The organism is Serratia sp. CY47280 (assembly GCF_052168655.1).
In the GTDB taxonomy this organism is placed as follows: domain Bacteria; phylum Pseudomonadota; class Gammaproteobacteria; order Enterobacterales; family Enterobacteriaceae; genus Serratia; species Serratia bockelmannii.
Genome location: NZ_JBJNMG010000001.1, coordinates 1,471,775 through 1,496,893 on the forward strand (window position 1 = coordinate 1,471,775; position 25,119 = coordinate 1,496,893).

General features: G+C 64.0%; 25 protein-coding genes. 4 read left to right on the forward strand and 21 right to left on the reverse strand.

Going from position 1 to position 25,119, the window contains the following annotated elements:
- Positions 1 to 154: 154 nt before the first annotated feature.
- Positions 155 to 2,068: an aliphatic sulfonate ABC transporter substrate-binding protein gene (locus ACJ8J4_RS07170; protein WP_060433514.1), complete on the forward strand. Its 1,914-nt coding sequence runs from the start codon at positions 155 to 157 to the stop codon at positions 2,066 to 2,068.
- Positions 2,069 to 2,152: 84 nt separating this feature from the next.
- On the opposite strand, the gene ACJ8J4_RS07175 is transcribed toward ACJ8J4_RS07170, so the two are convergent.
- Genes ACJ8J4_RS07175 through ACJ8J4_RS07200 form a run of 6 tightly spaced genes read right to left on the reverse strand, consistent with a single transcriptional unit; the run spans position 2,153 to position 9,357 of the window.
- Positions 2,153 to 3,265, reverse strand: coding sequence for an alkylhydroperoxidase domain protein (locus ACJ8J4_RS07175; RefSeq protein ID WP_264383643.1), 1,113 nt, complete (start codon positions 3,263 to 3,265; stop codon positions 2,153 to 2,155).
- Positions 3,262 to 4,305 (reverse strand): putative FMN-dependent luciferase-like monooxygenase, encoded by a 1,044-nt coding sequence (locus ACJ8J4_RS07180; protein ID WP_264383644.1) that lies wholly within the window; start codon positions 4,303 to 4,305, stop codon positions 3,262 to 3,264. Before ACJ8J4_RS07180 ends, ACJ8J4_RS07175 begins: the two co-directional genes overlap by 4 nt.
- The gene (locus ACJ8J4_RS07185; RefSeq protein WP_264383645.1) at positions 4,302 to 5,960 is read right to left on the reverse strand and encodes a dipeptide ABC transporter ATP-binding protein; all 1,659 of its coding nucleotides are present in this window, start codon (positions 5,958 to 5,960) and stop codon (positions 4,302 to 4,304) included. The genes ACJ8J4_RS07180 and ACJ8J4_RS07185 overlap by 4 nt, the downstream gene beginning before the upstream one ends.
- Positions 5,957 to 6,847: an ABC transporter permease gene (locus tag ACJ8J4_RS07190; protein WP_264383646.1), complete on the reverse strand. Its 891-nt coding sequence runs from the start codon at positions 6,845 to 6,847 to the stop codon at positions 5,957 to 5,959. The genes ACJ8J4_RS07185 and ACJ8J4_RS07190 overlap by 4 nt, the downstream gene beginning before the upstream one ends.
- Positions 6,844 to 7,788, reverse strand: a complete 945-nt coding sequence (locus ACJ8J4_RS07195; RefSeq protein WP_049203579.1) for an ABC transporter permease — start codon at positions 7,786 to 7,788, stop codon at positions 6,844 to 6,846. Before ACJ8J4_RS07195 ends, ACJ8J4_RS07190 begins: the two co-directional genes overlap by 4 nt.
- Positions 7,789 to 7,797: 9 nt before the next feature.
- Positions 7,798 to 9,357 (reverse strand): TIGR04028 family ABC transporter substrate-binding protein, encoded by a 1,560-nt coding sequence (locus ACJ8J4_RS07200; RefSeq protein ID WP_236689695.1) that lies wholly within the window; start codon positions 9,355 to 9,357, stop codon positions 7,798 to 7,800.
- 241 nt (positions 9,358 to 9,598) lie between these two features.
- On the opposite strand from ACJ8J4_RS07200, the gene ACJ8J4_RS07205 reads away from it, so the two are divergent.
- Entirely contained in the window at positions 9,599 to 9,841 is a 243-nt protein-coding gene (locus ACJ8J4_RS07205; RefSeq protein ID WP_025303447.1) for a hypothetical protein, read from the forward strand.
- Positions 9,842 to 9,856: 15 nt separating this feature from the next.
- Here ACJ8J4_RS07205 and ACJ8J4_RS07210 read toward each other — a convergent pair whose 3' ends face one another.
- Positions 9,857 to 10,486, reverse strand: coding sequence for a hypothetical protein (locus tag ACJ8J4_RS07210; protein WP_089181082.1), 630 nt, complete (start codon positions 10,484 to 10,486; stop codon positions 9,857 to 9,859).
- Positions 10,487 to 10,571: 85 nt separating this feature from the next.
- On the opposite strand from ACJ8J4_RS07210, the gene ACJ8J4_RS07215 reads away from it, so the two are divergent.
- The gene (locus tag ACJ8J4_RS07215) at positions 10,572 to 11,507 is read left to right on the forward strand and encodes a LysR family transcriptional regulator (protein WP_264383647.1); all 936 of its coding nucleotides are present in this window, start codon (positions 10,572 to 10,574) and stop codon (positions 11,505 to 11,507) included.
- Here the strand turns inward: ACJ8J4_RS07215 and alkB are convergent.
- Positions 11,490 to 12,137: a DNA oxidative demethylase AlkB gene (gene alkB, locus ACJ8J4_RS07220; RefSeq protein WP_033635177.1), complete on the reverse strand. Its 648-nt coding sequence runs from the start codon at positions 12,135 to 12,137 to the stop codon at positions 11,490 to 11,492. The genes ACJ8J4_RS07215 and alkB overlap by 18 nt on opposite strands.
- A 139-nt stretch (positions 12,138 to 12,276) precedes the next feature.
- Here alkB and rarD point away from each other — a divergent pair, with 139 nt between their 5' ends.
- Positions 12,277 to 13,155 (forward strand): EamA family transporter RarD, encoded by an 879-nt coding sequence (gene rarD / locus ACJ8J4_RS07225; protein WP_264383648.1) that lies wholly within the window; start codon positions 12,277 to 12,279, stop codon positions 13,153 to 13,155.
- 1 nt (position 13,156) lies between these two features.
- On the opposite strand, the gene dhbA is transcribed toward rarD, so the two are convergent.
- From dhbA to citC, 13 genes are all read right to left on the reverse strand, one after another.
- Positions 13,157 to 13,915, reverse strand: coding sequence for a 2,3-dihydro-2,3-dihydroxybenzoate dehydrogenase (dhbA, locus tag ACJ8J4_RS07230; RefSeq protein WP_264383649.1), 759 nt, complete (start codon positions 13,913 to 13,915; stop codon positions 13,157 to 13,159).
- A 102-nt stretch (positions 13,916 to 14,017) separates the two neighbouring features.
- A complete protein-coding gene (locus tag ACJ8J4_RS07235) occupies positions 14,018 to 15,208 on the reverse strand; it encodes an isochorismate synthase (RefSeq protein ID WP_049295950.1) in 1,191 nt (396 codons plus the stop codon).
- A gap of 189 nt (positions 15,209 to 15,397) precedes the next feature.
- On the reverse strand, positions 15,398 to 16,117 hold the full coding sequence (locus tag ACJ8J4_RS07240; protein ID WP_264383650.1) for a 4'-phosphopantetheinyl transferase family protein: 720 nt from the start codon (positions 16,115 to 16,117) through the stop codon (positions 15,398 to 15,400).
- Positions 16,118 to 16,124: 7 nt separating this feature from the next.
- A complete protein-coding gene (locus ACJ8J4_RS07245; RefSeq protein WP_043143151.1) occupies positions 16,125 to 16,496 on the reverse strand; it encodes a HepT-like ribonuclease domain-containing protein in 372 nt (123 codons plus the stop codon).
- On the reverse strand, positions 16,493 to 16,783 hold the full coding sequence (locus ACJ8J4_RS07250; protein WP_015378435.1) for a nucleotidyltransferase family protein: 291 nt from the start codon (positions 16,781 to 16,783) through the stop codon (positions 16,493 to 16,495). Before ACJ8J4_RS07250 ends, ACJ8J4_RS07245 begins: the two co-directional genes overlap by 4 nt.
- Before the next feature lie 119 nt (positions 16,784 to 16,902).
- Positions 16,903 to 18,132 (reverse strand): bifunctional glucose-1-phosphatase/inositol phosphatase, encoded by a 1,230-nt coding sequence (gene agp / locus ACJ8J4_RS07255; protein ID WP_049295954.1) that lies wholly within the window; start codon positions 18,130 to 18,132, stop codon positions 16,903 to 16,905.
- Between the two features lie 146 nt (positions 18,133 to 18,278).
- On the reverse strand, positions 18,279 to 19,742 hold the full coding sequence (locus ACJ8J4_RS07260) for an anion permease (RefSeq protein WP_004940821.1): 1,464 nt from the start codon (positions 19,740 to 19,742) through the stop codon (positions 18,279 to 18,281).
- A gap of 25 nt (positions 19,743 to 19,767) precedes the next feature.
- The gene (citG, locus tag ACJ8J4_RS07265) at positions 19,768 to 20,652 is read right to left on the reverse strand and encodes a triphosphoribosyl-dephospho-CoA synthase CitG (protein ID WP_197835823.1); all 885 of its coding nucleotides are present in this window, start codon (positions 20,650 to 20,652) and stop codon (positions 19,768 to 19,770) included.
- The gene (gene citX, locus ACJ8J4_RS07270) at positions 20,633 to 21,181 is read right to left on the reverse strand and encodes a citrate lyase holo-[acyl-carrier protein] synthase (protein ID WP_049204979.1); all 549 of its coding nucleotides are present in this window, start codon (positions 21,179 to 21,181) and stop codon (positions 20,633 to 20,635) included. The genes citG and citX overlap by 20 nt, the downstream gene beginning before the upstream one ends.
- A gap of 3 nt (positions 21,182 to 21,184) precedes the next feature.
- On the reverse strand, positions 21,185 to 22,690 hold the full coding sequence (gene citF, locus ACJ8J4_RS07275) for a citrate lyase subunit alpha (protein ID WP_004940815.1): 1,506 nt from the start codon (positions 22,688 to 22,690) through the stop codon (positions 21,185 to 21,187).
- Positions 22,690 to 23,610 carry a citrate (pro-3S)-lyase subunit beta gene (gene citE / locus ACJ8J4_RS07280; RefSeq protein ID WP_016927085.1) on the reverse strand — a complete coding sequence of 307 codons (921 nt, stop codon included), beginning with the start codon at positions 23,608 to 23,610 and terminating at the stop codon, positions 22,690 to 22,692. Before citE ends, citF begins: the two co-directional genes overlap by 1 nt.
- Complete coding sequence (gene citD / locus ACJ8J4_RS07285; protein ID WP_019452464.1) at positions 23,594 to 23,902, reverse strand: citrate lyase acyl carrier protein; 309 nt, start codon at positions 23,900 to 23,902, stop codon at positions 23,594 to 23,596. The genes citE and citD overlap by 17 nt, the downstream gene beginning before the upstream one ends.
- Positions 23,902 to 24,972, reverse strand: coding sequence for a [citrate (pro-3S)-lyase] ligase (citC, locus tag ACJ8J4_RS07290; RefSeq protein WP_004940809.1), 1,071 nt, complete (start codon positions 24,970 to 24,972; stop codon positions 23,902 to 23,904). The genes citD and citC overlap by 1 nt, the downstream gene beginning before the upstream one ends.
- Positions 24,973 to 25,119 lie beyond the last annotated feature (147 nt).

The window sequence follows — 25,119 nt, forward strand, 5'->3', positions numbered from 1 at the left end:
TTGATGAAATATCGACGTCAAAACACTGCTGCATTGGCAGCAGGCAGCGGCGGAAAGCTGTTGCCAATGCAGCACCGTGCGCCTTTTATCCTCTCGCGGCTGCCCATTGGCTGGGATAAGATTTTTTTCCCATCGTCGTAGACAGGAGACGCCCATGTACGATCCCCAACCGTTCGCCGCCGACAAGCCGGTGCTGATCGATCCGGCGTCGCTCGCTCTGCAAAGCGTGCTCGATCGGCTGGCTCCCACCGACGCCACCGTGCTGATCGTCGGTGAAACCGGCACCGGCAAAGAAGTGGTGGCGCGCTATCTGCACCACCACAGCGCGCGCCGCCATCAACCTTTCCTGGCGGTCAACTGCGGCGCGCTGACGGAAAGCCTGGCGGAAGCCGAACTGTTCGGCCATGAGAAAGGCGCCTTCACCGGCGCCGTCGGCACTCATCAGGGCTGGTTCGAAGCGGCGGAAGGCGGCACCCTGCTGCTGGACGAGATCGGCGAGTTGAACCTGTCGCTGCAGGTCAAGCTGCTGCGCGTGCTGCAGGAAAGGGAGATCACCCGCGTCGGTTCGCGCAAACCGCTGAAGATCGATGTGCGGGTCATCGCCGCCACCCACGTCGATCTGGCCGGCGCGATTCGCCAACGGCGGTTCCGTGAAGATCTCTATTACCGCCTGAACGTGGCGGCGGTGACTTTACCGCCCTTGCGCCAGCGGCCGGAGGATATTCCGGTGCTGGCCAGACATTTTCTTGCGCTGTACGCCCGCCGTCTGGAACGGCCACTGCCGCGGTTGACGGCGGAAGCGCAGCAGGCGCTGCTGGACTACCCTTGGCCTGGCAACGTGCGCGAGCTGGAGAACACGCTGCATAATGCGGTCTTGCTGAGCCAGGAGGGGGCGATCGCACCGCAGCAACTGCAGCTCACCCATCGCCTGACGGATAACGACGGCAGCAGTGACGACGCCATCGACCGCTTTGTGCAGCGGCAGTTGCAAGGCGACAGCGCACAGCTTTACCAACGGGTGCTGGATGCGCTGGTGCGCAACGCCTTCGAAAGCAGCGGCGGCAACCAGCTGCAAGCGGCGGCGTTGCTTGGCGTCAGCCGCAATACCCTGCGCACCCATTTGGCACATCTTGGTCTGATCAAACCGCGCCGTCGCAGCGCCGGCGCACCCGCACATTCACCGGCCATCGCCGCAGCGTCTCTGCCCGAACGCGAACTGCGCATCGGCTATCAAAAGTTCGGCAACCTCGGGGTGCTCAAGGCGCGGCAAAGCCTGGAACAGCTCTTCGCCACACAGCGCATCAGCGTGTTGTGGAGCGAGTTTCCCGCCGGGCCGCAGCTGCTGCACGCGCTCGACGGCGATGAGATAGACTTCGGCACCACCGGCGAAGTGCCGCCGATCTTCGCCCAGGCACAGGGCAATGCGCTGGTGTACGTCGGTTTTGAGCCGCCTGCGCCGCAGAGCGTGGCGATGGTGGTGCCGCAAGACAGCCCAATACGCAGCGCCGCCGATCTGCGCGGCAAACGCATCGCGCTCAACAAAGGCTCCAACGTGCACTATTTATTGTTGCAGATGCTGGACGAACAGGGATTGACGTTGAACGACGTGCGTATCGTCTACGCGCCGCCGAAGTATCCGCTGTCGGCGACCGACCTGCAGGCGGTAGACGCCTGGATGATGTGGGATCCGCTGCTCAGCGACGCGCAGCGCAACGGGGAACTGCGCGTGCTCGCCGACGGCACCCAGCGGGTGCTCAATCAGCAATTCTACCTGGCGCGCCGCGGCTTCGCCGAGCGTTCGGACGATCTGTTGCGGCCGCTGATGCAGGCGCTGCAGCACACCGGCCGCTACATCGCCGCGCAGCCGAGAGAAGCCGCTCGTCACCTTTCCAACGAACTGGGGCTGGCGAGCGCCTCACTGGAACTCGCGCTGTCGCGCCGCAGCCACGAGGTTCGCGCCATGGATTTACAGGTGATCCGCCAGCAGCAAAGCATCGCCGACCGCTTCTACGCCCTCGGGCTGCTGCCCAGAGCGATCGCCGTGCGCGAGGCGGTTTGGCCGATGTGACTCCCTGCCGAAAGCGCCAACGCCAGATGTCCGGTGGATTCCAGGTTGCAGCCGACAATGCCGCCACCTGAAAGATGGCAGGGATCAGAGATAAGGTTCGCCCAGCGTCAACATCAACCGGTTGGCCCAGGCAAAAAACGCCGTCGCCTGCACCAAATCCAACAGCGCCAGCTCATCCAGGCCCTGAGCGCGCAACGCCGCCAGCTGCCCGGCGTCGGCCTGCGGCGGCGTTGCGGATAGTGCGGCGGCAAAGGTTATCTGCGCTTGCCAGGCGTCATCCTGCCCCTGGCTCAACGCGCCGCCCGGCGCCACCGCCAGCAACCGATCTATCTCGGCTTCGCGCTTCGACAGCTGCGCCGCCTTGCGCGCATGCACCGAGGCACAGTAGATGCAGCCGTTCACCTTGCTGGCGACCGTTGCCGCCAGCTCGCGATCCTGCCGCGCCAACCCGCCGGAGGTATAAAAAATCGCCCGATCCGCCAGCGTGCGTTGTTCCAGCACCGGATGGTTGCGCGCCAACAGGCGGAAGTAATCGGAATCGGCGTGGCCAAACCGCTCTAGCAACGCCCGGCCGGCGTCATCGAATTCCGCCAACGGTTTGGCGGCGATCCACGGCTCCCACCCCAGTTCTTGCCGGGTAAACGCCGGCGGCGCGTGACGGCCGCCTCGCGTCGTGCGCTCCGTACGCCAGCGGCCGGCCGTTACCGGCTGATGCGCCGCAGCGTCGTCCGTCTTGCCGCCCAACAGCCGGTAGCCCCGCAGCAAGCGGCTTTGGAAACTGACAAAGGCGATTAACTGCGACAATGTGACGATGGCGTCCAGCGACCAGCCGGCCTGCCGCAGCGCCTGCAAGTGCTGGGCGTTGGCGTTGGCCGGTTGAAACGCCAACCGTTCTGCATGCGCCAACGCCAGCGGCAGCCGCTCGTCTTCCGGCGCGTCGCCCTGACGTTCCAGCAGAGCAGCGTAGTGCGCGGCCAAGCGCGGCTCGCCGTGCCATTCACTGATGCGCTGAGCCAAGCGCCGCCGCTGCGCCAGCGGAAAATCGCCGGCGTCCGCAGGCGCAAACAGCGCCAGATAGCTGGACTGAACGGCATCGGTCGCCGCCTGACGGGTGGCTCTGGCCTGCGCCAGCGTGGAATCCGGCGCAATCTCGGCCAGTTCGGCCAGCAGATCGACCTGGTGCGATAATGTCGTCATAGCTTTTCCTCAACGTGATATTCATAAGCAGCGGCAGGCGTGCCGCGCCGCCAGCCCAGTTCAGGGGCCACGTGGCGGGCGATAAGATCGATAGAACGCAGAATATGGGCGTGCGGTGGATCGATAGAGTGCACTTGAAACGCCAGATCGGTGATGCGCGCCAGCGCGCTGTCCCGTTGCAGCGAGGCTATCACCTGATCTGGCGTGCCCAAGTGCACGTCGAAAGCGCGGATCAGGCCGTCGAGCGACGTATCGGCCAACCGGTGGCCGCTGGCGCGCATACGCTCCAGCCCACGGCTCAACCCGGCCGTGGCGAAGTCGCGCGCCTGCTGGCCGTTCTCGCTGACAAACGCGGTGCGCGACCCCATGATGCGCGGTGCCACCCCTGGCGGCAGCGCCGCCAGATAAGCGTCAATGATCGGATTCTGCAGTTCGTCCAGCGGCAGGTCAGGCGCGTCCGCGGGGCGCGGTTGCGTGCGCGACAGCATCAGGCCGTCACCGGCGCGGCCTGCCCGTTCCCCCCCTTCCACCGAGAACGTGGCCTGCCAGACACGTTGCGCCAGCTGCGGCGCCGCCGGGTACAGCCGGTTGTCTTCGCCGCCCAACGCCTCTGCGCGCCAGGCACTCAGCAACGCGCGCAAATTCTCGGCGAATGCCGTGTTGCGCTGACCGGCGTCGAGACCGAAAGCGGCGAAAGAAGACGGCGTGCCGCCGCCGGCCACGCCCACCTCCAGTCTGCCGTCGGACAACAGATCCAGCACCGCAGTGTCTTCCGCCACCCGCAGCGCCGACTCCATCGGCAACGTGATCACCCCGGTGCCCAGCCGGATACGGCGGGTGCGTGCCGCCGCCTGCGCCAAAAACACCAGCGGTGATGGCAGACCACCCTCATTAGCATGAAAGTGGTGTTGCGCCACCCAAGCGGTGTCGAACCCGGCTCGTTCGGCGTGCACGATCTGTTCGATCGCCAGCCGGTAGCGCTCCTGCGCGCTGCCCTGATCCAGCAATCGGGTGAAGAAACCGAGTCTTTTTCCGCTCATATCGCCTCCTCGAATTTTGGCTGTCCGGCATGCGATGCGCGGCCGGGAATGGCGGCGATCAATTGACGGGTGTAATCGTTCCCCGGCATGGCGAACAGCTCGGCGGTGGCGCCGCCGTCCACCCGTTCACCGCGGTGCAATACCGAAACGCTGTGCGAAATCCGCCGCACCGTCGCCAGATCGTGAGAAATAAACAGGTAGGTCAGGTCCCGCTCCTGCTGCAACTCTTGCAACAAATGCAGGATCTGCGCCTGCACCGTGACGTCGAGCGCCGACGTGGCCTCATCCAATACCAATATTCGCGGTTGCAGCACCAGCGCGCGGGCAATCGCCACCCGCTGACGCTGGCCGCCGGACAACTCGTGCGGCCTGCGGTTCAGCAAATCGGGCGGCAGCGCAACCCGTTCGAACAGCTCACGCACCCGCCGATCGCGCTCCGGTTTGCCGATCGGCGCGAAATTCAGCAGCGGTTCTTCAATCACCCGATAGAGAGTCTGTTTGGGATCGAGCGAGCTGAACGGATTCTGATAAACCAGCTGAATGCGCTGCCGAAACTGACGCAGCGCTTCGCCCCTGAGACCGATAACGTTGACGCCGTCGATCAGGATCTGCCCGGCATCCGGCCGCTCGAAGCCCAGCAGGCAACGCGCCAGCGTGCTTTTGCCCGACCCAGACTCTCCTACCAACGCATGGGTGGTGCCGCGCGGCACGCTAAACGACACACTATCCAGCGCGCGGAACCCCTGGCCGCCGGACAGCCGAAAATCCTTCACCAGCGCCTGAACCACGATCGCCGGCGGCTGCCCGCTGCGTTTCGGCGGCGGCGCAACGGCGCCGCTCAATGAAGGCACATCGGCAAACAGTTTGCGGGTGTATGCGCTGGCAGGCGCGCGCAGCACCTCGGCGGTAGCCCCCTGTTCCTGTACCCGGCCGTGGCGGAACACCAGCAGTCGATCGGCGCGTTCCGCCGCCACGCCCAAATCGTGCGTCACCAGCAACACTGCAGTGCCAAATTCGCGCCGCAGCTCGTCGATCAGATCGAGAATGTGTTTTTGCACCGTTACGTCCAGCGCGCTGCTCGGTTCGTCGGCAATGATCAACGCCGGCTGCAGCGCAATAGCGATGGCGATTAATACCCGCTGCTTCATGCCGCCGGAAAGTTGATGCGGAAACTGGCGCGCCCGCAGTTCCGGGTGCGTCAGCCCGACGCGGGTCAACAGTTCCGTCACCCGCTGTTGTACCTGCGCGCGCGGCAACCGGCGGTGAATATTGACGATCTCCGCCACCTGCTCGCCGATGGTTTTTACCGGGTTGAGCGAGCTGGCGGGATCTTGCGGGATCAGGCTGATTTGCGCCCCTCTCACCGCATCCAGCCGCCGCGATGACCAGCCGGCGATATCGGTACCGTGCAGCCGGATGGTGCCCTGTTCAAGGTGGCCGTTGTCGGCCAGCAAGCCGATGATCGCCTGCGCCGTGGTGGTTTTGCCGGAACCGGATTCGCCAACCAGCGCCACCACCTCGCCCGGCTCAATCGTGAATGACACCTCATGCACCACCCTTCGCCTGCCTTCGTTGCCCTCATAAGCGATGGAAACCTTGTCCAGCGCCAGTACCGGCGGCCGCGCCGCCCGTTGCCATGCCGCTTGCATGCTCATCGCACTTTTCCTCCCAGCGAACGGCTGATGTGGTTAGCCGCCAACACTACCGCCACCACCACAATGCCCGGGAAAGTGGTCAGCCACCAGGCGGTGGAAATGTAGTTGCGCCCTTCGGCGATCAGCAGCCCCCATTCCGGGGTTGGCGGCGGAGTGCCGTAACCGAGGAAACTCAGGGTGGCGATCGCCAGGATCGCGCTGCCGAACTGCAGCGCCGAGAAGGCGATCACCGAAGTCAGCGAGTTCGGCAGGATATGCCGCCACAGCACCGTCCAAAAGCTACCGCCGCTGCCGTAGGCCGCTTCAACGTAATCGCTGTGCCGCACTCGCACCACTTCCGCCCGTGCCAGACGGGCAAAGTTGGCAACTGAAGTGACACCCACCGCGATGGCGGCGTTGACCGTACCGAAACCAAGCAGGATGATAATGCTCAGCGACAGCAGCAGGCCGGGGATCGACAACAGCACATCGACGACGCGCATCACCGCGTCGTCCGCCACGCCGCCCAACGCACCGGCGATCAGGCCGAGCGCGGTGCCGAACACCAACCCCAGCGCCACCGCCACTACCGCGCCGGCCAGGGTTTGCGACGCGCCGTACACCATGCGCGCATACAGGTCGCGTCCCAGCTGATCGGTGCCAAGCCAATGGTCACCGCCGGGCGCCAGCCGCTGCGCGCCGGCAATGCCTTCGGTGCCGCTGTAGGCGGTAAACAGCTGCGGCGCCAACGCCCACAGCACCACCAGCGCAATGACCGCCCAGGCCAGCAAAAGCGTCAGGGGGACACGGCGGCGGCTGGGGCGACTGGCGGGCAGCGCGCCTTCACTTTCAGCGCCGGACAGATCGCGCTCAGGAACCGTGGCTTTTTCAAAGGAGATACTGCTCATAGGGATGCTCCTGCCTGGGTTTTCAGCCGCGGATCCAGCAGTGGGAACAGCAGATCCACCAGCAAATTGATGATGACGAAAGCGGTGGCCGAGATCAGCACTATCGCCTGCAGCACCGCCACGTCCTGGTTGACCACCGCTTGCTGGGTCAATTGCCCCAGGCCGCTGCGGCCAAACACGGTTTCGGTGATCAGCGCCCCGGCGATCAGTTCGCCGAACAGCATGCCGGCGATGGTCAGCGCCGGCAGCATGGCGTTGCGCGCCACATGCCGCCATAGCACCCCGCTGCGGCTGGCGCCCTTGGCCCGCGCTACCACGACGAACGGCTGGGTTTGCACCGCATCGATGCTGCGGATCAGAATTTGCGCCAACGGCGCAGAGATCGGCAGCGCCAGCGTCGCGATCGGCAAAATCAACCCCTGCCACTCGCCGGGGTTAATGATCGGGATCAGCTTCAGGCGGAACGAAAAGAGCTGAATCAGCACAATGCCCAGCCAGAAGGTGGGCACTGAAACGAACAGCGACGGCAGCATCTGCAGCGCCGAACGCAGCCAGCCGAAGCCGGTCAGGTTGGAAGCAAAAGCGATAATCAGCGCCAGCAGCAACGCCACCGCAAAGCCCAGTACCGCCAACTGCAGCGTGGCGGGCAGATTAGCCGCCAGCAGCGCGGTAACCGGCACCCCGGCCTGCATTGAGAAGCCCAAATCGCCATGCAGCACGCTGCCCAAGGAATGCAGATACTGCCGCCACAAGGGGACATCCGCGCCATAGGCCGCGCGCATGTCGGCGATCTGCGCCGGGCTCAGCCCCATGTCCGGGTTCTGGAATTTGATCAGGATCGCATCGCCCGGCAGCACCTGCAGCAGGAGGAACGACAGGGTAAAGGCCGCCCACAGCACCAATGCCGCCTGCCCGATGCGCCCCGCCAGATATCGCTTCATTGCGCCCCCTTAATGTTTCTCTAACCAGGCGCCGTAGAAGCTCGGGCGGCCGACCGCTTCGAAGCTCACCCCCTTCAAATAAGGCGCGCCGGCGAACACCTGCGGCTCCTCAAAAAACGGGATCACGTAGGCCTGGTCAATCAGGTAGTTTTGCGCCTCGCCGGCTGTCTGCAGGCGCTTTTGCACGTCAACCTCGGAGGCAATGCCGAGCAGCAGGGCGTTCAGCTTGTCATCGCTAAAATTGCTGTTGCTGCTGGTACCGCCCTTCTGCAGCAGCCCATCGCGATTGGTTGGATAAAACTGACTTTTGATCACGTCCGGATCGGCGCGCCCCACCTCCACCACCGTCGCCGGGGTTTTCTGTGGGTCGAGATTATCCGCCACCCGGCTGCCGGCGTCGCCCGCCAGAATGTTCAGCCGCGCGCCGACCTTCCCCCACTGCTGAGAAACCAGCTGCAACACCGCCTTGTTCTGCGGCTGCGGCAACGATTCATACACCGTCAGCACCAGCTTCTTGCCGTCCTTTTCCCGCAGCCCGTCGCCGCCCTTTTTCCAACCCGCTTCATCCAACAGCCGGTTAGCCTGCTGCGGGTCAAATTTCAGCTTGTCGGACAGATCGACAAAGCCGGCGGCCGAGGAGGCGATCACCGATTTGGCCTGCGGGTAGTTGGCGGAGAACAGCGTATCGACGATCTGTTTGCTGTCGGTGGCATGCAGCAGCGCCTGACGCACGCGCAGATCGGCCACCAGCGGGTTATCCGGCCGGAAAGCGATGCTGTCGTTGACGCCGCGCGTCGGTGCGGCATAAATGATAAAGCCCTGATCCTGCGTTTGCTTCTCGTCATAGGCCTGGATCTGGCGGATAAAATCCGCCTGCCCGGCCTGCAGCGCACCGATGCGCACGCTGTCCTCACCGGTGACGATCACCTTGATGCCGTCCAGATTGGCTCGCCCTTGTTGGGGCGATTTGGCCGGCCCCCAGTCATAATCCTTGCGGGCGCTGAGCTCGACCTCACGCCCCAGCGTTTCGCCGCTGACCACAAACGGACCGGAACCGATGATATGGCGCGCATCGCCCAGTTCGTCGTAGCTGCGGTTCAACGTGCCGAGCGATACCAGCCCGGAGCCAATAGTGGCGGTGCCCTGCAGGAAACCCGGCGACGACCGCGTGAAGTAGAATTTAACCGTCAGCGGATCCACCACTTCGCTGCGCTGGTAGTTATTGATTACCTCGGAAACCGGCAGGCGTTTCTCCTTGTTGCCCAGCCCGTAAGTGTCGAAGTTCTTCGCCACCGCGTTGGCGTCCAGTGGCGTGCCGTCGGAGAAAGTCACGCCGGGGCGCAGCTTGAAGGTATATTCGGTTTTGTCGGCGTTGCTGCTCCAGGACTCGGCGATCCAGGGTTCAATTTCCAGCGTCTTGGGGTTCTGGTAAGTCAGCTTATCAGTGATCTGATTGAGAATACCGCCGTTGGGGTAAAACCCACCGGAAGGCGGATAAAGATTGGTGTGCGCCTGCTGTTCGAGGTAGATCAGCGTGCCGCCCTGCACCGCCGCCAACGCCGGGCTCATCGCCGCCGCCCCTCCTAACGCCACCGCTATTCCACCGGTTAATACCTTGAAAGAAAACTTAAACATTCGCGCCACACCCATATTATTTCTGAAAGTTATGGGTTAGATAACAAACCAAATCGGCGGGGAATTGAACGAACTAATTTCGCTAACCAATGGTGTAAATCGCACAAGACGCGTCGCTTGGCGACGAATGCATTTTGTTATAAAGTATCAAAATCTCAGCCAAAGGAAGACGACGATGAAAATCCAGCTGTCGCTGCTGTTTCTCAGCCTGTTGGCCGGCAAGGCCGCGGCGTTTCAGTCAAAAGTGCCCGAACCGCGCCCGGAACAGGCGCGCGCGGCGGAACAAAACATCGAAAATCTGTTTTACGGCTTTCACGCCATGGACGCCCAGCCGGTGAACATCGGCAGCTGCGCGGCAGTGCCGGTAGCGGGATGTCAATGCGCATTCTGCACCCAGCTGCGGCAGGCCGGGCGTTGAGCCGCTCTCCCTTATTCAACCCAGCTCATACTGCACATTCAACTGCCCTTTCTTCATCTTTATGCCGGTGATCGCGATCGCGCCCACCTCGCCCAGCGCGGCGACATGGGTGCCGCCACAGCCGTAGGCGGGCAGCTCGCCGAAACCGATCTGGCGCAAACCGTCCACCGCCTGCTGGCGGCGCGGTAAATCGGCGGCTATCAAGCGCGTCAGCTCCGCCTGCAAAAAGTCCGCTTCTATCGTCTGCGCATCCGGTCCTGGCGCGAAAGTGATGCGCCCTTCCCCCGGCCAATGATGCGCCTTGACCGGCCGCCACCCCCGGGTTTCGCCCAGCCAGCCGATCAGATGCCCGCCGGAGTGCCAACGGGCGTGCAGCCGACGCTGCGCTTCATCGATTTGCATCGTGACCGGCCCGATCGGCAGCGGCGCGGCGGTAAAGTGCACCACGGAATCCCCCTGCTGCTGCACTCGCAGCACGGCGACGCCGTCTAACGCTCCCACATCGGACGGCTGGCCGCCGCCCTGCGGGTGGAACAGCGTGGCGTCCAGCTCCACGGCGTAAGCGCCCGCCTCGGCCGGCGCGCAGCTCAACACCTGTGCCTGGCCCTGTAAATCGTCGCTGTAGTAATAACGTCGTTCGGTCATCATTTTTCTCCTCGGTTCGAAGAGCCATTATATTCATGTCATAATCGGAGCATAATCCGCCGCCATCACAATGGACCTTTGCGTCATGAGCACAAATCTTTCTTACGCGCTGTTGCCCGAAATGGCCATTTTCGTTCAGGTGGTAGAGAGCGGCAGTTTTTCCGCCGCCGCCCGCAAGCTGGGCACTTCGCCTTCCGCCGTCAGCCGCAGCGTGGCGAAGCTCGAGCAGGCGCTGGCGCTGCAGCTGCTGCACCGCACCACCCGCAAACTGCGGCTGAGCGAAAACGGCGAAGAGGCGTTTGCGCACTGCCGCACCCTGCTGGCGGCGGCCGACGCGGTCATGGCGATCGGCGGGCGCGGCGCCGTGGAGCCCGAAGGGCTGGTCAGCGTCAGCGTACCCAAAGCGGTGGGCCGCTTTGTGCTGCATCCGCACATGCCGGAGTTCCTGCGCCGCTACCCAAAGGTGGACGTGAGGCTGCGGCTGGAAGATCGCTACATGGATTTGATCGACGATCGGGTCGATCTGGCGCTGCGCATTACCGATCGCCCGTCGCCCGGGTTGATCGGCCGCCAGTTGATGAGAATAGACCATCTGCTGTGCGCCACGCCGCACTACCTGGCGCAGCACGGCACGCCGCAGCACCCGCACGATCTGACGGCGCACAGCTGCATCTATCTGGGAGAGACGCCGAGCGATGCGCAATGGAAGTTCCGCCGCAGCGGCAAAACGGTGACGGTCAACGTGCGCGGCCGCTACGCCGCCAACCACACCGGCGTGCGGCTGGACGCGGTGAAACGGCATATCGGCATCGGCAGCCTGCCGTACTTTACCGCCCGCCAGGCGCTCGACGACGGCGAGATCGTGCAGGTGTTGCCGGAATGGGATTTCCTCAGCAGCTATCACGGCGGCCTGTGGTTGCTTTACGCGCCCAACCAGTATCTGCCGCCCAAACTGCGGGTGTTTATCGACTATCTCGTCGCCTGCCTCGCGCAGGAGCCGCCGTTAAAGCGCCTTGCGTAGCGTGATGTTGATGCGGTGCGGCCCCACCAGCGAGTGGTAGCCTTCCTTGACCGGCAGGATGCCGTGAAAACAGAGCCGCGATGGGCCGCCCCACACCACCACATCGCCGTGCGCCAGCGGAATGCGCCGCGCCCGATCGCTGCGTTGCAGCCCGCCGAACTGAAATACCGCCGGCAGCCCGAGCGATACCGAGACGATCGGCGCGCCGAAGTCGTGTTCGTCTTTATCCTGATGCAGCGACAGCTTGCTGCCCGGATCGTAACGGTTCATCAAACAGGAATCCGGCACGAAGGGGCCAAATCCCGCCTGCTGCGCGGCTTCGTCCGCCAGCGCCATCAGGATGGGCGGAATGGCCGGCCAGCGTTTGCCGCTGCGCGCGTCGCGTTCCGAATAGCGGTAGCCGCGGCTGTCGCTGGTCCAGCCGTTGCCGCACCAGCTCATCGCCACCGACATCACGTGCCCGCCGGGCGTGGTCAAATGCCGCCACGGCACCTGGGCCACCACGCCCTGCACCGCCGCCAGCAGCTCCGGCCCGTGATCGCGCACGAAGCCGTGCATCACCACCGCGCCGGGGGCGATCTCTTCGCGCCACGGCGGCGGCAGCGCGTCTTCAAAAAGATCGATTGTCATCGCCACAACCTGTATGAATACACAGTATTCATTGTAACCCGCCGCCGCCGATTGTCCAGCGCCCGGCAACGCCATTGTCGTTGGCGGCAAATTTCTCTACAGTAGCCGCCATAAAATCAATCACTCACCAGGAATGCGTGTGATTAAGGGCATCACTCTTTCGGTCGTCGCCTCCATCTTGTTCGGCGCGATGTATTACTTCACCTCTACCCTCACCCCGCTGAACGGCGAGCAGGTCTACGGCTGGCGCACGCTGCTGACGCTGCCGTTCCTGACGCTGTTCATGGCGCTGTCCGGCGATTGGCGCAAAGTGGGCGACACGCTGGTCGGGATCGGCCAACGGCCGCGGCGCCTGCTGGGCCTGTTGCTCACCTCGGCATTGCTGGGGGTGCAGCTGTGGCTGTTCCTGTGGGCGCCGCTGCACGGCAAGGCGCTCGACGTGTCGCTCGGCTATTTTCTGCTGCCGCTGACCATGGTGCTGGCGGGCCGTTTGATCTACCGCGATCGGCTGTCGCTGCTGCAAAAGCTGGCGGTGGCGTGCGCCATGGTGGGGGTGGGCAATGAGCTGTATCAGGCGGGCGGCGTATCATGGCCGACGCTGGTGGTGGCGCTGGGCTATCCGCTCTACTTTATTTTGCGGCGGCATTTCGGCACCGACAATCTCGGCGGGCTGTGGTGCGAGCTGGCGCTGATGCTGCCGGCGGCGGCCTGGTTCGCCTTCGGCGACGGCGGCGCGGCGGCGTTGCCGATCAATGCCGAGCTGTATTGGCGCATTCCGCTACTCGGCGTCATCAGCGCCGTGGCATTGGTGTGTTATATCCTCGCCAGCCGCCTGCTGCCGTTCAGCCTGTTCGGCCTGCTGAGCTATGTGGAACCGGTGCTGCTGGTGATCGTCGCGCTGCTGCTCGGCGAGAGCATCAGCCAAAGCGAATGGCCAACCTATCTGGCGATCTGGCTGGCGGTGCTGCTGCTGGCGGCGGAAGGCGCGCAGCACCTGCTGCGCCGCCAGCGGGTCTGACTCAGGCGGCCAGCGTGGCGCCGCCGTCGATCACGATGTCCTGCATGGTGATGTGGCTGGCCAGGTCGGAGGCCAGGAACAACACCGCGTTGGCGATCTCGTCCGGGCGAGCGATTTTACCCAGCGGGATCCCCAGCTTGAACATCTCGGGGAAGCCGGCGATGGTGCGTTGCTGTGCATCGTCGGTTTGCCACATGCCGCGCTGCATCGGCGTGTCGGTCGAGCCCGGCGACACCAGATTGCACCGCACGCCGAACGGCGCCATTTCCAGCCCCACGCAGTGGTTCAGGCTGGTCAGCGCCGCCTTGGAGGCGCAGTAGGCCGCCATCTGCGCGCGCGGTACGTGCGCGGCGTTGGAGCCGATGCTGACGATCGCTCCGCTGCGCTGCGCCTTGAAGTGCGGCAGCACGGCGCGGAACAGGTAAAACGCCCCCGAGGCGTTGACGTTGATGCACTGGTGCCAGTCATCCACGCTCAGATCTTCGGTATTGCCCATGCGCAGAATGCCGGCGGCGTTGACCAACACGTCCAGTTGCGGGTTCTCAGCCAGCTGTTGGCGGCACACCGCCTCCACCTGCTCCGGCCGGCTGATGTCCAGCGTCACGCAAGGGTAAGGCAAGTCCGGGTTGGCGAACTCGCGGTCAAACCCCACCACCTCGGCACCCTGCGTCAAAAAATGCCGGGAGATCTGCTCGCCGATGCCGCGTGCCGCGCCGGTCACCCACACGCGTTTGCCGGTGAAATCCATCTGAATGCTCATGCGCGCACCGCCATCCGGGCGCACAGCCGGGTCATATTGTTGTTCATCGTTGTCTCCTGCGAAAAGGATAGGATGCGGCGCGCGCTGCGCCGCAAAGTGGCCCTACAGCGCGCCGCTGTTCAGGCCGAAAGCGTTGAGCATGGTGCCCAGTTTGGCGGCGGTTTCCAGCCACTCGGACTGCGGCGTCGAGGCGGCGACGATACCCGCGCCGGCGAACAGCCGCACCCGGTTGCCGCGCAGCAGGCCGCTGCGGATGACGATCGCCCACTCGCCGTCGCCGTTGGCGTCGCACCAGCCGACGATGCCGCTGAACAGGCCGCGATCGTACGGTTCCAGATCGGCGATCAGTTGGCGGGCGCTCTCGGTCGGGAAGCCGCACAGCGCCGGCGTCGGATGCAGCAGACAGGCCAACTGCATCACGTTGAGATTCGGGTTCAGCAGCTCGCCGCGAATGCGGGTGGACAAATGCCACATGGTGCCGGTACTGAGCAACGACGGGCCGCTGGGCACGCTCAGGCTGGCGCACAGCGGTGCCAGGTGCCGACGGATGTCGTCGATCACCAGCTTGTGTTCGTATTTGTCTTTGGTCGAGCGCATCAGGCGCTCGCTGCCGAGGCGATCCTGCTGCGGATCGTCCTGACGGCGCGCCGAACCCGCCAGCGGGTTGGTGTGGATCTCGCCGCCCTGCTTGCGGATCAGCAGCTCCGGGCTGGCGCCGATCAGCACGCCGCCATCGGCCAACGGCAGGGAAAAGTGATAACCGGTCGGGTTCTGCACCATCAGGTTATTGAGGATCTGGTGACCCGCCACCGGCTGCTCCAGCTCGATGTCGAGGATGCGCGACAGCACCGCCTTGTCCAGCTTGCCTTGTTTAAAGCGGCTGACCGCTTCCGCCACCGCGTGCTTGAAGCGCGGTTCGTCCGGAATGCTGGTGCAGGCGGCCAGGCGATGCGGCTGTTGCAGCATCGGGCGCGCGGCGCGGGTAAAGCTGTCGTTGGCGACAAACTGGCAGTTTTCAGGCACGTACAGGCAGGAAGGCCGGCGCGTATCGAACGGAATGGCGCCCACCACCACCGGCGTCTCTTGGCCGGCGGCTTTGGCGCGCGCCAGCGCCTGGCGAATATGCTGCGCCAGCGCGCTGCCTTCCTGCTCGCCGCCGAACGCCGGCGTCTCGATACGCTCAAACACGCCGTCGGCGGAGAGGGACCGGAATTCGGACCGGTACAAAAAGGTCGATTGTTCGGCGTACTCAAACCCGGAGAAGGTTTGGTTTTCTGTCGTCAGTGTCGCCACAAGACCACTCCTTTGTTGCGCCCCACCAATGATAATGTTTATGCGAATAATTATCATTAGCTATAAAAGGAGAATAAATTACACCGGATCCCCACCGTGGGTCAATCTCCGATGAATGAATCTTTCCGCCCGCCGCGGCACATCCGCGTTACGGCGAAGCAAGAAATAACACACTGTTATTATTGTGTTTTAGCAAAAAATAAAGGTCGTGACATCGTCACCTTCACGCCAAAAACGCCCGTTAAACCGGCGGCCGGCGGGGCAATTTGGCGTCAAGGTCTTAAGCAACGCTAATACAAACGTCTGTCTCTGCACATCCACGGCGACCATGCGCGCATCGAGAAAATCGAAGTAACAGCGCACCTGCGGATAAAGCGCCTTGAACAGGCTCTCTTTGGCGGAAAACGTTAGCGTCAGCAGTTCGTTGAACGGCAGCGCCTCGCGCAGTAACGCCTCGCGCTCCCCCGCCGAAACGATCGCCCCCCACAGCTCCTCCGCCCGCACGTCGGAGAGCAGCGTCTCCACATCCAGCCCAACGCCGCCCAGCCCGCGCTCAGGGTGTACGGCACACAGCGCGGTATGCGAATTATGGCTCAGCGCCCCGGCGATGCCCGGCGGCCACTGCGGCGCGCGATCTTCGCCGCGCGCCAGAGTGAAATCGGCAAAACCGAGCGGCGCCAACAGTTGCCGCGCCAGAACACGCCCGGCCAGATACTCCGCACGGCGTTTCGGCACCGCGCGCGCCAGGTGGTCCGGCAGCGCAAAGCCCGCCTCGGGAAAACGCTCGTCGCGATACTCCGCCAGCGCAAAATGGCAGCGCGCGACCTGGCCCGGATAGCCGTCCGGCGTGAAAAATTCGATATTGCGGATAAAAGTGGGGCTCCGGCAGGAACCAGAGTCACTGTCCAAAGAAAGCTTAATCACCGTCGTTTAACTTCTCAGCATCCTGGCGTACCGCCAACAGCTGTGTAAGCAGTTCCGGCAACGCCGTTTGCACCGTCGCCCAGACCACTTCAAGGTTGATATCAAAATAACCGTGCGCAATGCGATTACGCATGCCGCGCATGTTTCGCCAGGGGATTTCAGGATGGCGTTGCGTAAACGCAGGGCTGCCATCCATGATTTTCGTCACGGCTTCACCGATAATAATCAGGCTCATAATGACCGCCTGCTGAGTGCGTTTATCTTCGATAAAATCTGCCGCCGCCAAGCCATCAACGAAATCACAGGCATCCTGCGCCGCCTGTTGCATGTGGCTCAGATAATCGACCAACCGCGCATCTTTCATACCGGTTGGGCCTCCGCCAAAACCTGCTGACGAAAGGCCGGCGGCAAATCGAGCGGCGTCAGCAGATCCACCTGAATGCCCAGCAGCGCTTCCAGTTCCGACTGCAGCCCTCCCAGATCAAACAACGTGGCACCCGGCAACGCATCGACCAACAGATCCAAATCACTGCCCTCCCGATCGGTGCCATGCAGCACCGAGCCGAAAATCCGCGGATTGGCCGCAGGGAACAGCCCAACCGTTTTTCGGATCGCCTGGCGATGTTCTGCAAGAACAATGGATGGTCGCATGGTTTTCTCTCCCCGTTACACCTAACGAAATGCTAGGTGATCGGTTGAGGGGATTCAAGCACAATCCCCCGGCAGCCGCGCCTATGCCTCTCCCCCGCGATCGGAAGAGAGGCCGGGCATTACAAGATGCCTTTCATGGTCTTTTCGAAATCGCTCCAGGCACAGAAACCGTCTTTGTCGATCGGGCAGCCTTTCAGCGCCAGCGTCACGCGCTGCGGCGGGGTTTGCAGCGTCAGCGGCGTCGCCTTGCGCAGCTGTTCGGTGGACTGATAGACGTACTCAATCTTCAGCAATTCACGGTCGTTCTGCGCGTCGCGCCAGCGCTGGAACACCAGTTTGCCGCCGATCGGCGTTTTCTCGTACTGCTGCGGCAGCTGATACGGCTGGAACTGCATGGCCGACAGCAGCGAGGCGATATTGGAGTCGTGGCCGACCAGCACCGTCAACTTCGGCGCGTCCGGTTTGCGCTCGCCCAGCAGCGCGTTGTTGATGTAGGTCAGCAGCGGTTTGGCGACGTTTTGCGCCACCACCGGCGAGGTGAACAGCGAATCCTGATAGCCGTCTTTCAACTGCGCCAGCTGCTTCCACTGATGCGGGGTGGCGATTTTGCCCCAGGCCACCTCTTTCATCGGGAAACCTTCGTAATACTGCAGCATAAAGGCGTCCACCAGCGAGTTGCCCACCCGCAGCGGGCCGGAGACGCCCGGCTCTTTGCCCGGCACCGCGCTCATCACGCTGGCTTCTTTGGTCAGGTCACAGTGTTTGTCGGTCTTGCAGGCGGCGGAATCCTTGTAGTCGATGATCTTCGCCAGCTGTTGGTAAGAGGCGTCCAGCTTCAGCGATCCCAGCGCGGCGTTCATCGCCGCCAGCGCCTGCTGGTTGAAGGCTTCGCTGGTGTCAGTGATGATCGGGTTGAAGGTCGGATCCATCTCGCCCATCTTGTCCTGATGGTGCACGCTGACGTCGCAGCCAGGGAACGCACCGTTGCTGAAGAACTGCGCGGTGGCCACCGTGCGCTGCAGGCTGTTGGCGTAGACGTACACGCTGCCGGCGGTCGGGCAGCCCTCTTGCGGCAACAGGCCGGTCTGCTTCAGCCAGGCGTTGAAGTAGTGCCCCATATACACTTCCAGCACCCCGCCCTTGGTGGTCAGCTGGCCGCCCGGCGTTTCCCAGGCCGGCCAAGCCTTCGGCGTGGACTGCGCCAACACGCTGCCGTTGTTGGCCAGCGGCGCGCGCAGGTTATGGCGGCTCATCACCAGCACCTGCTCCAGTTGATAACCGCCGGCGTCCGCCAGCGCGTTCCCGGTGAATAACAAAGGCAGGCACAGCAATAACGTTTTTTTTCTCATCCGCAGAGGCTCCCGGAAAATGATTATTTTTAAGGTGTTAGCGTTTGCCTGCGTATGATGGCGGGGTTAGTGTGACAAGTGTGTGACAGGGTTCACGGGAAAGGATCGTAACCGCGGCCACCGGGCGGTGGCCGCGTGGCTTCAACTCAGTACCACAGGCTCATGATCGGCCAGCCGATCAGCAGCAGCGCGGCGATGTACACCACGCCGAGAATACCGCCCAGGCGCCAGTAGTCTTTCGACTTCACATAGCCACAGCCGTAGATGATCACCCCCGGCCCGGTGGCGTACGGCGTCAGCACGCCCATGATACCGATCGACAGCACCAGCAGCATCGACAGCTGTTCCATCGGCACGCCCGGCAGCCCTTTGCCGACCGCCAGGATCACCGGCAGCATGGTGGCGGTATGCGCCGACAGGCTGGCGAACAGATAGTGGGCGAAGTAGAACACCAGCACCAGCGCCACCACCGTCATGTTCGGCGAGAAGCCGTCCAGGTGGGTGCTCATGGTCTGGGCGAACCAGTCGATAAAGCCGGAGCGCGTTAGGCCGTTGGCCATCACCACCAGCGTCGCCAGGTTAACCAGCGTGTTCCAGGCGCTGGAGTATTTGGTGATCTCTTTCCACGACACCACGTGCAGCGCCAGCATCAGCGACACCGCCAGCAGGCATACCGCGGTGGCGTCCAGCATTTTGCCGCCGAACACCCACAGACACAGGCTGAGCAGCACCAGGCCGATCAGGGTGTACTCCTTGCGCGTCAGCTTGCCCATTTCCCCCAGCGCGGTATCCGCCCAGGCGGCCACTTCGCTGCTGTGGGTCACGCCCGGTTTGTACAGGTAGTAGGAGATCAGCGGCGCGATGATCAGCAGCAGCAGGCCGACCGGCAGGAACGCCAGGAACCACTGCATCCAGCTGATGTGCACCCCGGCAATCTTGCCGACGAACTCGATGCCCAAAACGTTCGGCGCGGCGCCGGTGACGAACATCGAGGAGCTGATGCTGGTGCCGACCACCATCATCCACATCAGGTAACCGCCGATGCGGCGCGAGGAGGGATCGTTAGGGAAAGAATCGAACAGCGGCGGCAGGTTTTTCACCACCGGGAACACCGTGCCGCCGGTGCGCGCGGTGTTGGACGGCGTGAACGGCGCCAGCAGGATATCGATGATCACCACCGCATAGCCCAGCGTCAGCGTGCGCTTGCCCATGAACTTCACCAGGAACAGCGCGATGCGCCGCCCCAGCCCGGTGGCCTCGTAGCCCAGCGCGAAGATAAAGGCGCCGAACACCAGCCAGACGGTGGTGCTGGAGAAGCCCGCCAGCCCCCATTTCAGCGCCTCTTTACCGGCCTTGAAGCCCGGCTCCGCCAGCTCCTGCGCGCCGAACAGCACCCAGTTGGCGCTGAGCACGCTGACGGTCACCGCGATAAAGCTGATGGCGGTGGCCGGGATCGGCTCCAGAATCATGCCGACGATCATCGCCACGAAGATGGCGAAGTAGTGCCAGGCCTGCGGCGGCATGCCGTCGGGTACCGGTATCAATAACAGGATCGCGAGCACCGCCAGCGGCGCTATCGCTTTCCAGATCTTTTCCTGGGTTTGGGACATTGGGACTCTCCTGAAGGCTTGGTTATTATTCTTGGGCACCCAGCTGCGCCAGCAGCCAGGTCACTATCAACAGGTCGGCGCTGCCGCCGGGGCTGAGGTTACGGGCGATGCAGTCGGCATCGAAGCGTTGCAGGCGCGCCAGGCCCGCCTCCCCGGCCGAGCCGCCCTGCGCCAGCAGCCAGGCCGCCCGGCGCCGCAGCCAGCGCAGCCCGTGCAGGCCGCCGCGCGAGGCGACGTTGGTGTCGTCGTTGTGGGCCATCAGCCACAGCAGGCTGTCCAGCAGCGCCCGCTGTTCGTCGCCACCGGCGGCCAGCCGTTGCCGATACAGCGGCAGCGCGCCGTCAAGCACCAACCGAAAACCGGACTCCGCCTCGCCGCGTGCGCCGCTCAGCCCGTGCGCGGCGAACAGCCGCTGGCCGGCGGTCTGCCCGGCGTTGTTGCGCCGCAGCTCACGCTCCACCAGCCCCCGACACATCGCCGCCACCTCGGCGCACAGCGCTTCTGCGCCGATGGCGCGGCCCTGCTGCTGCAGGCGGCCGAAGGCGGTGCACAGCAACCCGAGTGAGAACACGCTGCCCTTGTGGGTGTTAATGCCGCCGGTGGCGCGAAACATCTGGTTTTCGCAGGCCAGGCCAAGCGGCCGCAGCCGCGCCAGCTGCTGCTCTGCCGGCAAAGCCGCGTCTTCCCGTCCGCGTTGGATAAAGTGCGGCAGCCACACGCCGATGGCGCGGGCGCTGCGGTAGAAGTGCCCGAGATCCATGTCGCGGTGAGCGCCGGTGTTATGGCGATCCACCAGCCCCGGTTTGGGCGTGAGGTTGACCTCCACCAGCAGCGCGCGGAAAGCGGCGCGGGCGAAGCCGCAGGCCGGCTCGGTGTGACGGGCGGGTGGATTAATCGGCAGAGATCGCATCGTTGAACATCCTTTCCATTTCATGCAGCAGCTGCTCGCTGCTGTGCCGCCGCTGGCGGGCGCAGATCTTGGCCGGTTGGCCGCACAACAGGCAGCGCCGTTCCGGCAGGCCGATGTCGCGGCGCGACAAAATGCGCCCCTGCGTATCCAGCACGTCGATATCCCACAGTCGGCCGATCGGGCGGCTCACCTCCAGCTGCATGGCGCAGTCTTTCACCCGCTGGGCATCGGCGCGCAGCGCCACAAACCCTTCGCAACCGGTGGCGAGCGCCAGCGCCTCGGCCTGCGGGCTGGGCCAACCCTGTTCGGCGCACAGCCGCAGCAGCGCCGCCCACCCCAGGTTGAAGATGCCGCGCGTCAACGCGCTGTCCTTCACCGGGCCGGGCACCACCAGCGTCAGCACCAGCAGCGTGCACTCGTGCTGCGCCAGCCACGCCTGCTGGCGTGCCTGGCGGCATTCGCGGCTGGTGAGCAGCGCCGGCAGGCTGACCGCGCGTTCGGCGGCCAGTTGGGGATCGACGGCGGCCATCGGTTACTCCGCCACCTGATGCACCACGTCGATCACCGAGCCGTCGCGGTAGCGCACCACCGCCACCACCTTGTCGGTAAACGCGATCGGCTGCGGTTCGCCGGTCAGCTGCAGCGCGCGGGCGCGCAGCCAGTCAATGCTCACCACCTCGAGCCCAGCCTCCCGCAGGCGCTGCGCCAGCTCCGGCCGCGCCGGGTTGACGGCGATGCCGTGGTCGGTCACCAGAATGTCGATGCTGGAGCCCGGCGTGACGCAGGTGGTCACCTGCTCCACCAGCGTCGGGATGCGCCCGCGCACCAACGGCGCGACAATGATCGCCAGCCGCGCGGCGGCGGCGGTGTCGCAGTGGCCGCCGGACGCGCCGCGCAGCACCCCGTCGGAGCCGGTCAGCACGTTAACGTTGAAGCCGGTGTCGATTTCCAGCGCGCTCAGCACCACCACGTCGAGCCGATCGACCGACGCGCCCTTGGAGCTGAAGTTGGCGTACTGGTTGGCGCTGATTTCGATATGGCGCGGGTTGCGCGCCAGCGAGGTCGCCGCCGCCCGATCGAAGCTCTGCACGTCCAGCAGCTTGCCGATCAACCCTTTCTCGTGCAGATCCACCATGGTCGAGGTGATGCCGCCGAGGGCGAACGCGGCGCGAATGCCGCGGGCGCGCATCTTATCCTCCAGGAACCGGGTCACCGCCAGCGAGGCGCCGCCGGTGCCGGTTTGCAGCGAGAACCCTTCGGTGAAGTAGCCGGAACCGGCGATCACCTCGGCGGCGCGGCGGGCGATCAGCAGCTCGCGCGGGTTCGAAGTCATGCGCGTGGCGTCGGCGCCGATTTTGTCGGCATCGCCCACCCGCTCCAGCTGCACGATCAGATCCACCCGATCCTGCGCCAGGCTGGCGGGATGATGCGGATACGGCACCAGCTGCTCGGTCAGCAGCACCACGGTGCCCGCCGCCTCGGCGTCCACCCGCGCATAGCCGAGCGAGCCGCAGCAGGCTTCACCGCTGTAGCCGTTGGCGTTGCCGAACTCATCGCAGGCCGGCACGCCGAGGAAGGCCACGTCTATCTTCAGCTCGCCGGACTCGATCAGGTTGACCCGGCCGCCGTGCGAGTGAATTTGCACCGGCTCCGCCAACAGGCCGCGCGAAACGGCGTCCGCCAACGGGCCGCGCAGCCCGGAGGTGTAAATGCGGCTCACCACGCCGTGGCGGATATGCTCAACCAGCGGCGCATGGCAGTCGGTCAGCGAGCTGGAGGCCAGCGTCAGGTTGCGGAACCCCATCGCCGCCAGCGTCTCCATCACCTGATTGAGGGTCAAATCGCCACCGCGAAACGCATGGTGGAAGGAGATGGTCATGCCGTCCTGCAGTCCGCTGCGGCGCACCGCTTCCTGCAAGGAGTCGCACAGCTTGAGATCGCGCGGTTTGCGCGCCTGCAGGTTGGCTTTGGACACGTCCTGATAGCCCGGCAGATCCGCCGGGTTGGCGAAGGTCATCAATCGTTGTTGGCGGTTCATCATGCTTCCTCCCCGTGCTGCGCCGGTTCTTCCCGCAAGCCGGACAGCGCGGCGCGCTCCAGCACCAGCCGGGCGCGTTCAATCACCGGGCTGTCGACCATTTTTCCGTTGAGCGACACCACGCCGCGCCCTTCCCGCTCCGCCGCTTCGGCGGCGTCCACCACCCGCTGCGCGTGCGCCACCTCTTTGGCGGTCGGCGCGTACAGGTTGTGCAGCAGCTCAATCTGGCGCGGGTTAATCAGCGATTTACCGTCGAAGCCGAGCTGTTTGATCAGCGCCGCTTCCTGCAGGAAGCCGGCTTCGTTATTGGCGTCGGAATAGACGGTGTCGAACGCCTGAATGCCGGCGGCGCGCGCCGCCTGCAGCAGCGAACAACGGGCGAACAGCAGCTCGATGCCCTCCGGCGAGCGCTCGGTGCGCAGGTTGCGCACGTAGTCTTCCGCCCCCAGCGCGATGCCGATAAGCCGCGGCGAAGCGTGCGCGATCGCCACCGCGTTGGTGATGCCCTGCGCCGATTCGATCGCCGCCAGCAGCCCGGTGCTGCCGACCGGCCGGCCGCAGGCCGCTTCGATGGCGGCAATCTCGCGCTCCATGTCGACAACGTCCTGCGCGCTGTCGGTCTTCGGCAAGCGCACGATGTCCGCGCCGCCGCGCACCACCGCCTGCAAGTCCGCCAGGCCGTAGGCGGAGTCGAGCGCATTGACGCGCACGATGGTTTCCACCTCCTGGTACAGCGGGTGCTGCAGCGCGTGGTACACCAGCCGGCGCGCCGCGTCTTTTTCACGCAGGATCACCGAGTCTTCCAGATCGAACATCAGGGCGTCGGCCTGGTAGATAAAGGCATTGCTGACCATCGCCGCGTTGGCGCCGGGAACGAACAGCATGCTGCGGCGCAGCCGGGTTTTATTCAGCGTTTTCATCTTTCGCCTCCCACGGCAGTTGGCCGCCCTCGCAGGCGCGCATCAGCGCGGTTTCCAGCCGGGCGCGCAGCACGCAGTCCAGCGCCCCCTTGTCGTCGACGATCACCTGCACCGGCTCCACCTCATAGCGCTGCAGCACCTCCAGCAGGGTGTGGCGTATCGCCGCGCCGAACTGTTTTTCCACGCTGCTGGCGATCAACAGATCGTGCTGCGGCCCCTCGGCGGGCGCGATGCGCACCATGACATCGCTGGATTCCAGCGTGCCGGCCATTGCTTCTCGGATAATTTTCATCATTCACCTGATTGTGCGGACTCAAAAGGATGCGGGGCCGCCTTGGCCCGGCGCTGCGTTTGCAGATCCTGCAGGTAGTACAGGGTGTCCGGCGGCACCAGCGGCGCGGCGGCGTGGAAGTCCCCCGCCGCCAGCAGCTTGCGCACCCAGGAGGCGGAGATCGCCGTGCCCTGATATTGCAAACGCTCGATTTCCACCAGCGCGATCGGCGGGCTGGGCAGCGCCGGCGTTTCCAGCCAGTAACGCATGTCGCGGTTGTATTTCGCGGTCACCGCGCAGAACGGCTCGTTGCCGACGAAGCGGTGGGTGATGCCCAGCGCGGGCGCCAGATACTGGCGGAAGATCTTCAGATCGATTTCGGTGTAACAGTCGTCGGCCACGCCCTGATCCTTGATGAAGTAACAGGGGAAGGTGGCGCGCGAGATCACGTACTGCGAGCCTTCGTGTACCGTGAGGTTGGGAATATCGGCGGTGCCGGCCAGCACCAGCCGGCGCCGGTCTTCATAGCTGAAGCGCGAGGTGTTTTCCTTTACCAGAAACAGGTGCAGCCAGTCGCAGCGCTTGGCCGCCTGACGCACCAGATACTGGTGCCCGCGGGTAAAGGGGTTGGCGTTCATCACGATGCTGCCGATGGTATCGCCCGGCCGGCGCTGGCTCGCCAGTTGGGCGGCGTAGCGCTTCAGGCGACACGGGCTGTTTTCCATCAGCACCACGATGCCCGGCACGGTGGCGATCGGGTAGAAACCGCACTGGCGGAACAGCGGCTCGTTCTGCACCTTGGTGTAGATAAACAGCTGAGTGTGATGGCGCTCGTAGGCCAGGTTCACCAGCTCGGTCGCCAGCGCCAGCGCCAACCCTTCGCCACGCATCAGCGGACTGATGGCGACGCATTTGATAATATTGTCGGCGATACCGCCGCAGGCGACCAATTTGTCGTGCTGGGTAACGGTAATAAATATTTCAACCGTGGTGTCGATATTCAGATCGTTACTGCGCAAGAAGGCGCTTATTTCCGAAATCGCTTTATGATCCGATCGCTTTACCCGATTAAATACGGCATCGCCTAACATAACACGCTCTCTGGGTTAACTGACAAACAACAAGTTAAATACAAAAAGGCATTTTAATTAACATCAACAAGGATAATTAAAACCTTAAAAACCATGGAGATAAACGCCGCTTCGCGTTCGATAAAGCAATGGTAAACAGAAAAAAAA

Excerpts from the sequence above, each read along its gene's own strand:
- ACJ8J4_RS07200 (WP_236689695.1), bottom strand. The coding sequence starts at position 9,357 with ATGAGCCCGGCGTTGGCGGCGGTGCAGGGCGGCACGCTGATCTACCTC.
- citF (WP_004940815.1), bottom strand. The coding sequence starts at position 22,690 with ATGAACCGCCAACAACGATTGATGACCTTCGCCAACCCGGCGGATCTG.
- dhbA (WP_264383649.1), bottom strand. The coding sequence starts at position 13,915 with ATGAGCATTCAGATGGATTTCACCGGCAAACGCGTGTGGGTGACCGGC.
- citG (WP_197835823.1), bottom strand. The coding sequence starts at position 20,652 with ATGCGATCTCTGCCGATTAATCCACCCGCCCGTCACACCGAGCCGGCC.
- ACJ8J4_RS07250 (WP_015378435.1), bottom strand. The coding sequence starts at position 16,783 with ATGCGACCATCCATTGTTCTTGCAGAACATCGCCAGGCGATCCGAAAA.
- alkB (WP_033635177.1), bottom strand. The coding sequence starts at position 12,137 with ATGACAATCGATCTTTTTGAAGACGCGCTGCCGCCGCCGTGGCGCGAA.
- ACJ8J4_RS07205 (WP_025303447.1), top strand. The coding sequence starts at position 9,599 with ATGAAAATCCAGCTGTCGCTGCTGTTTCTCAGCCTGTTGGCCGGCAAG.
- ACJ8J4_RS07210 (WP_089181082.1), bottom strand. The coding sequence starts at position 10,486 with ATGACCGAACGACGTTATTACTACAGCGACGATTTACAGGGCCAGGCA.
- ACJ8J4_RS07180 (WP_264383644.1), bottom strand. The coding sequence starts at position 4,305 with ATGAGCGGAAAAAGACTCGGTTTCTTCACCCGATTGCTGGATCAGGGC.
- ACJ8J4_RS07215 (WP_264383647.1), top strand. The coding sequence starts at position 10,572 with ATGAGCACAAATCTTTCTTACGCGCTGTTGCCCGAAATGGCCATTTTC.
- ACJ8J4_RS07245 (WP_043143151.1), bottom strand. The coding sequence starts at position 16,496 with ATGAAAGATGCGCGGTTGGTCGATTATCTGAGCCACATGCAACAGGCG.
- citE (WP_016927085.1), bottom strand. The coding sequence starts at position 23,610 with ATGAAAACGCTGAATAAAACCCGGCTGCGCCGCAGCATGCTGTTCGTT.
- citX (WP_049204979.1), bottom strand. The coding sequence starts at position 21,181 with ATGGCCGCCGTCGATCCCCAACTGGCCGCCGAACGCGCGGTCAGCCTG.
- citD (WP_019452464.1), bottom strand. The coding sequence starts at position 23,902 with ATGAAAATTATCCGAGAAGCAATGGCCGGCACGCTGGAATCCAGCGAT.
- ACJ8J4_RS07195 (WP_049203579.1), bottom strand. The coding sequence starts at position 7,788 with ATGAAGCGATATCTGGCGGGGCGCATCGGGCAGGCGGCATTGGTGCTG.
- agp (WP_049295954.1), bottom strand. The coding sequence starts at position 18,132 with ATGAGAAAAAAAACGTTATTGCTGTGCCTGCCTTTGTTATTCACCGGG.
- ACJ8J4_RS07170 (WP_060433514.1), top strand. The coding sequence starts at position 155 with ATGTACGATCCCCAACCGTTCGCCGCCGACAAGCCGGTGCTGATCGAT.
- ACJ8J4_RS07260 (WP_004940821.1), bottom strand. The coding sequence starts at position 19,742 with ATGTCCCAAACCCAGGAAAAGATCTGGAAAGCGATAGCGCCGCTGGCG.
- ACJ8J4_RS07190 (WP_264383646.1), bottom strand. The coding sequence starts at position 6,847 with ATGAGCAGTATCTCCTTTGAAAAAGCCACGGTTCCTGAGCGCGATCTG.
- citC (WP_004940809.1), bottom strand. The coding sequence starts at position 24,972 with ATGTTAGGCGATGCCGTATTTAATCGGGTAAAGCGATCGGATCATAAA.
- ACJ8J4_RS07175 (WP_264383643.1), bottom strand. The coding sequence starts at position 3,265 with ATGACGACATTATCGCACCAGGTCGATCTGCTGGCCGAACTGGCCGAG.
- ACJ8J4_RS07185 (WP_264383645.1), bottom strand. The coding sequence starts at position 5,960 with ATGAGCATGCAAGCGGCATGGCAACGGGCGGCGCGGCCGCCGGTACTG.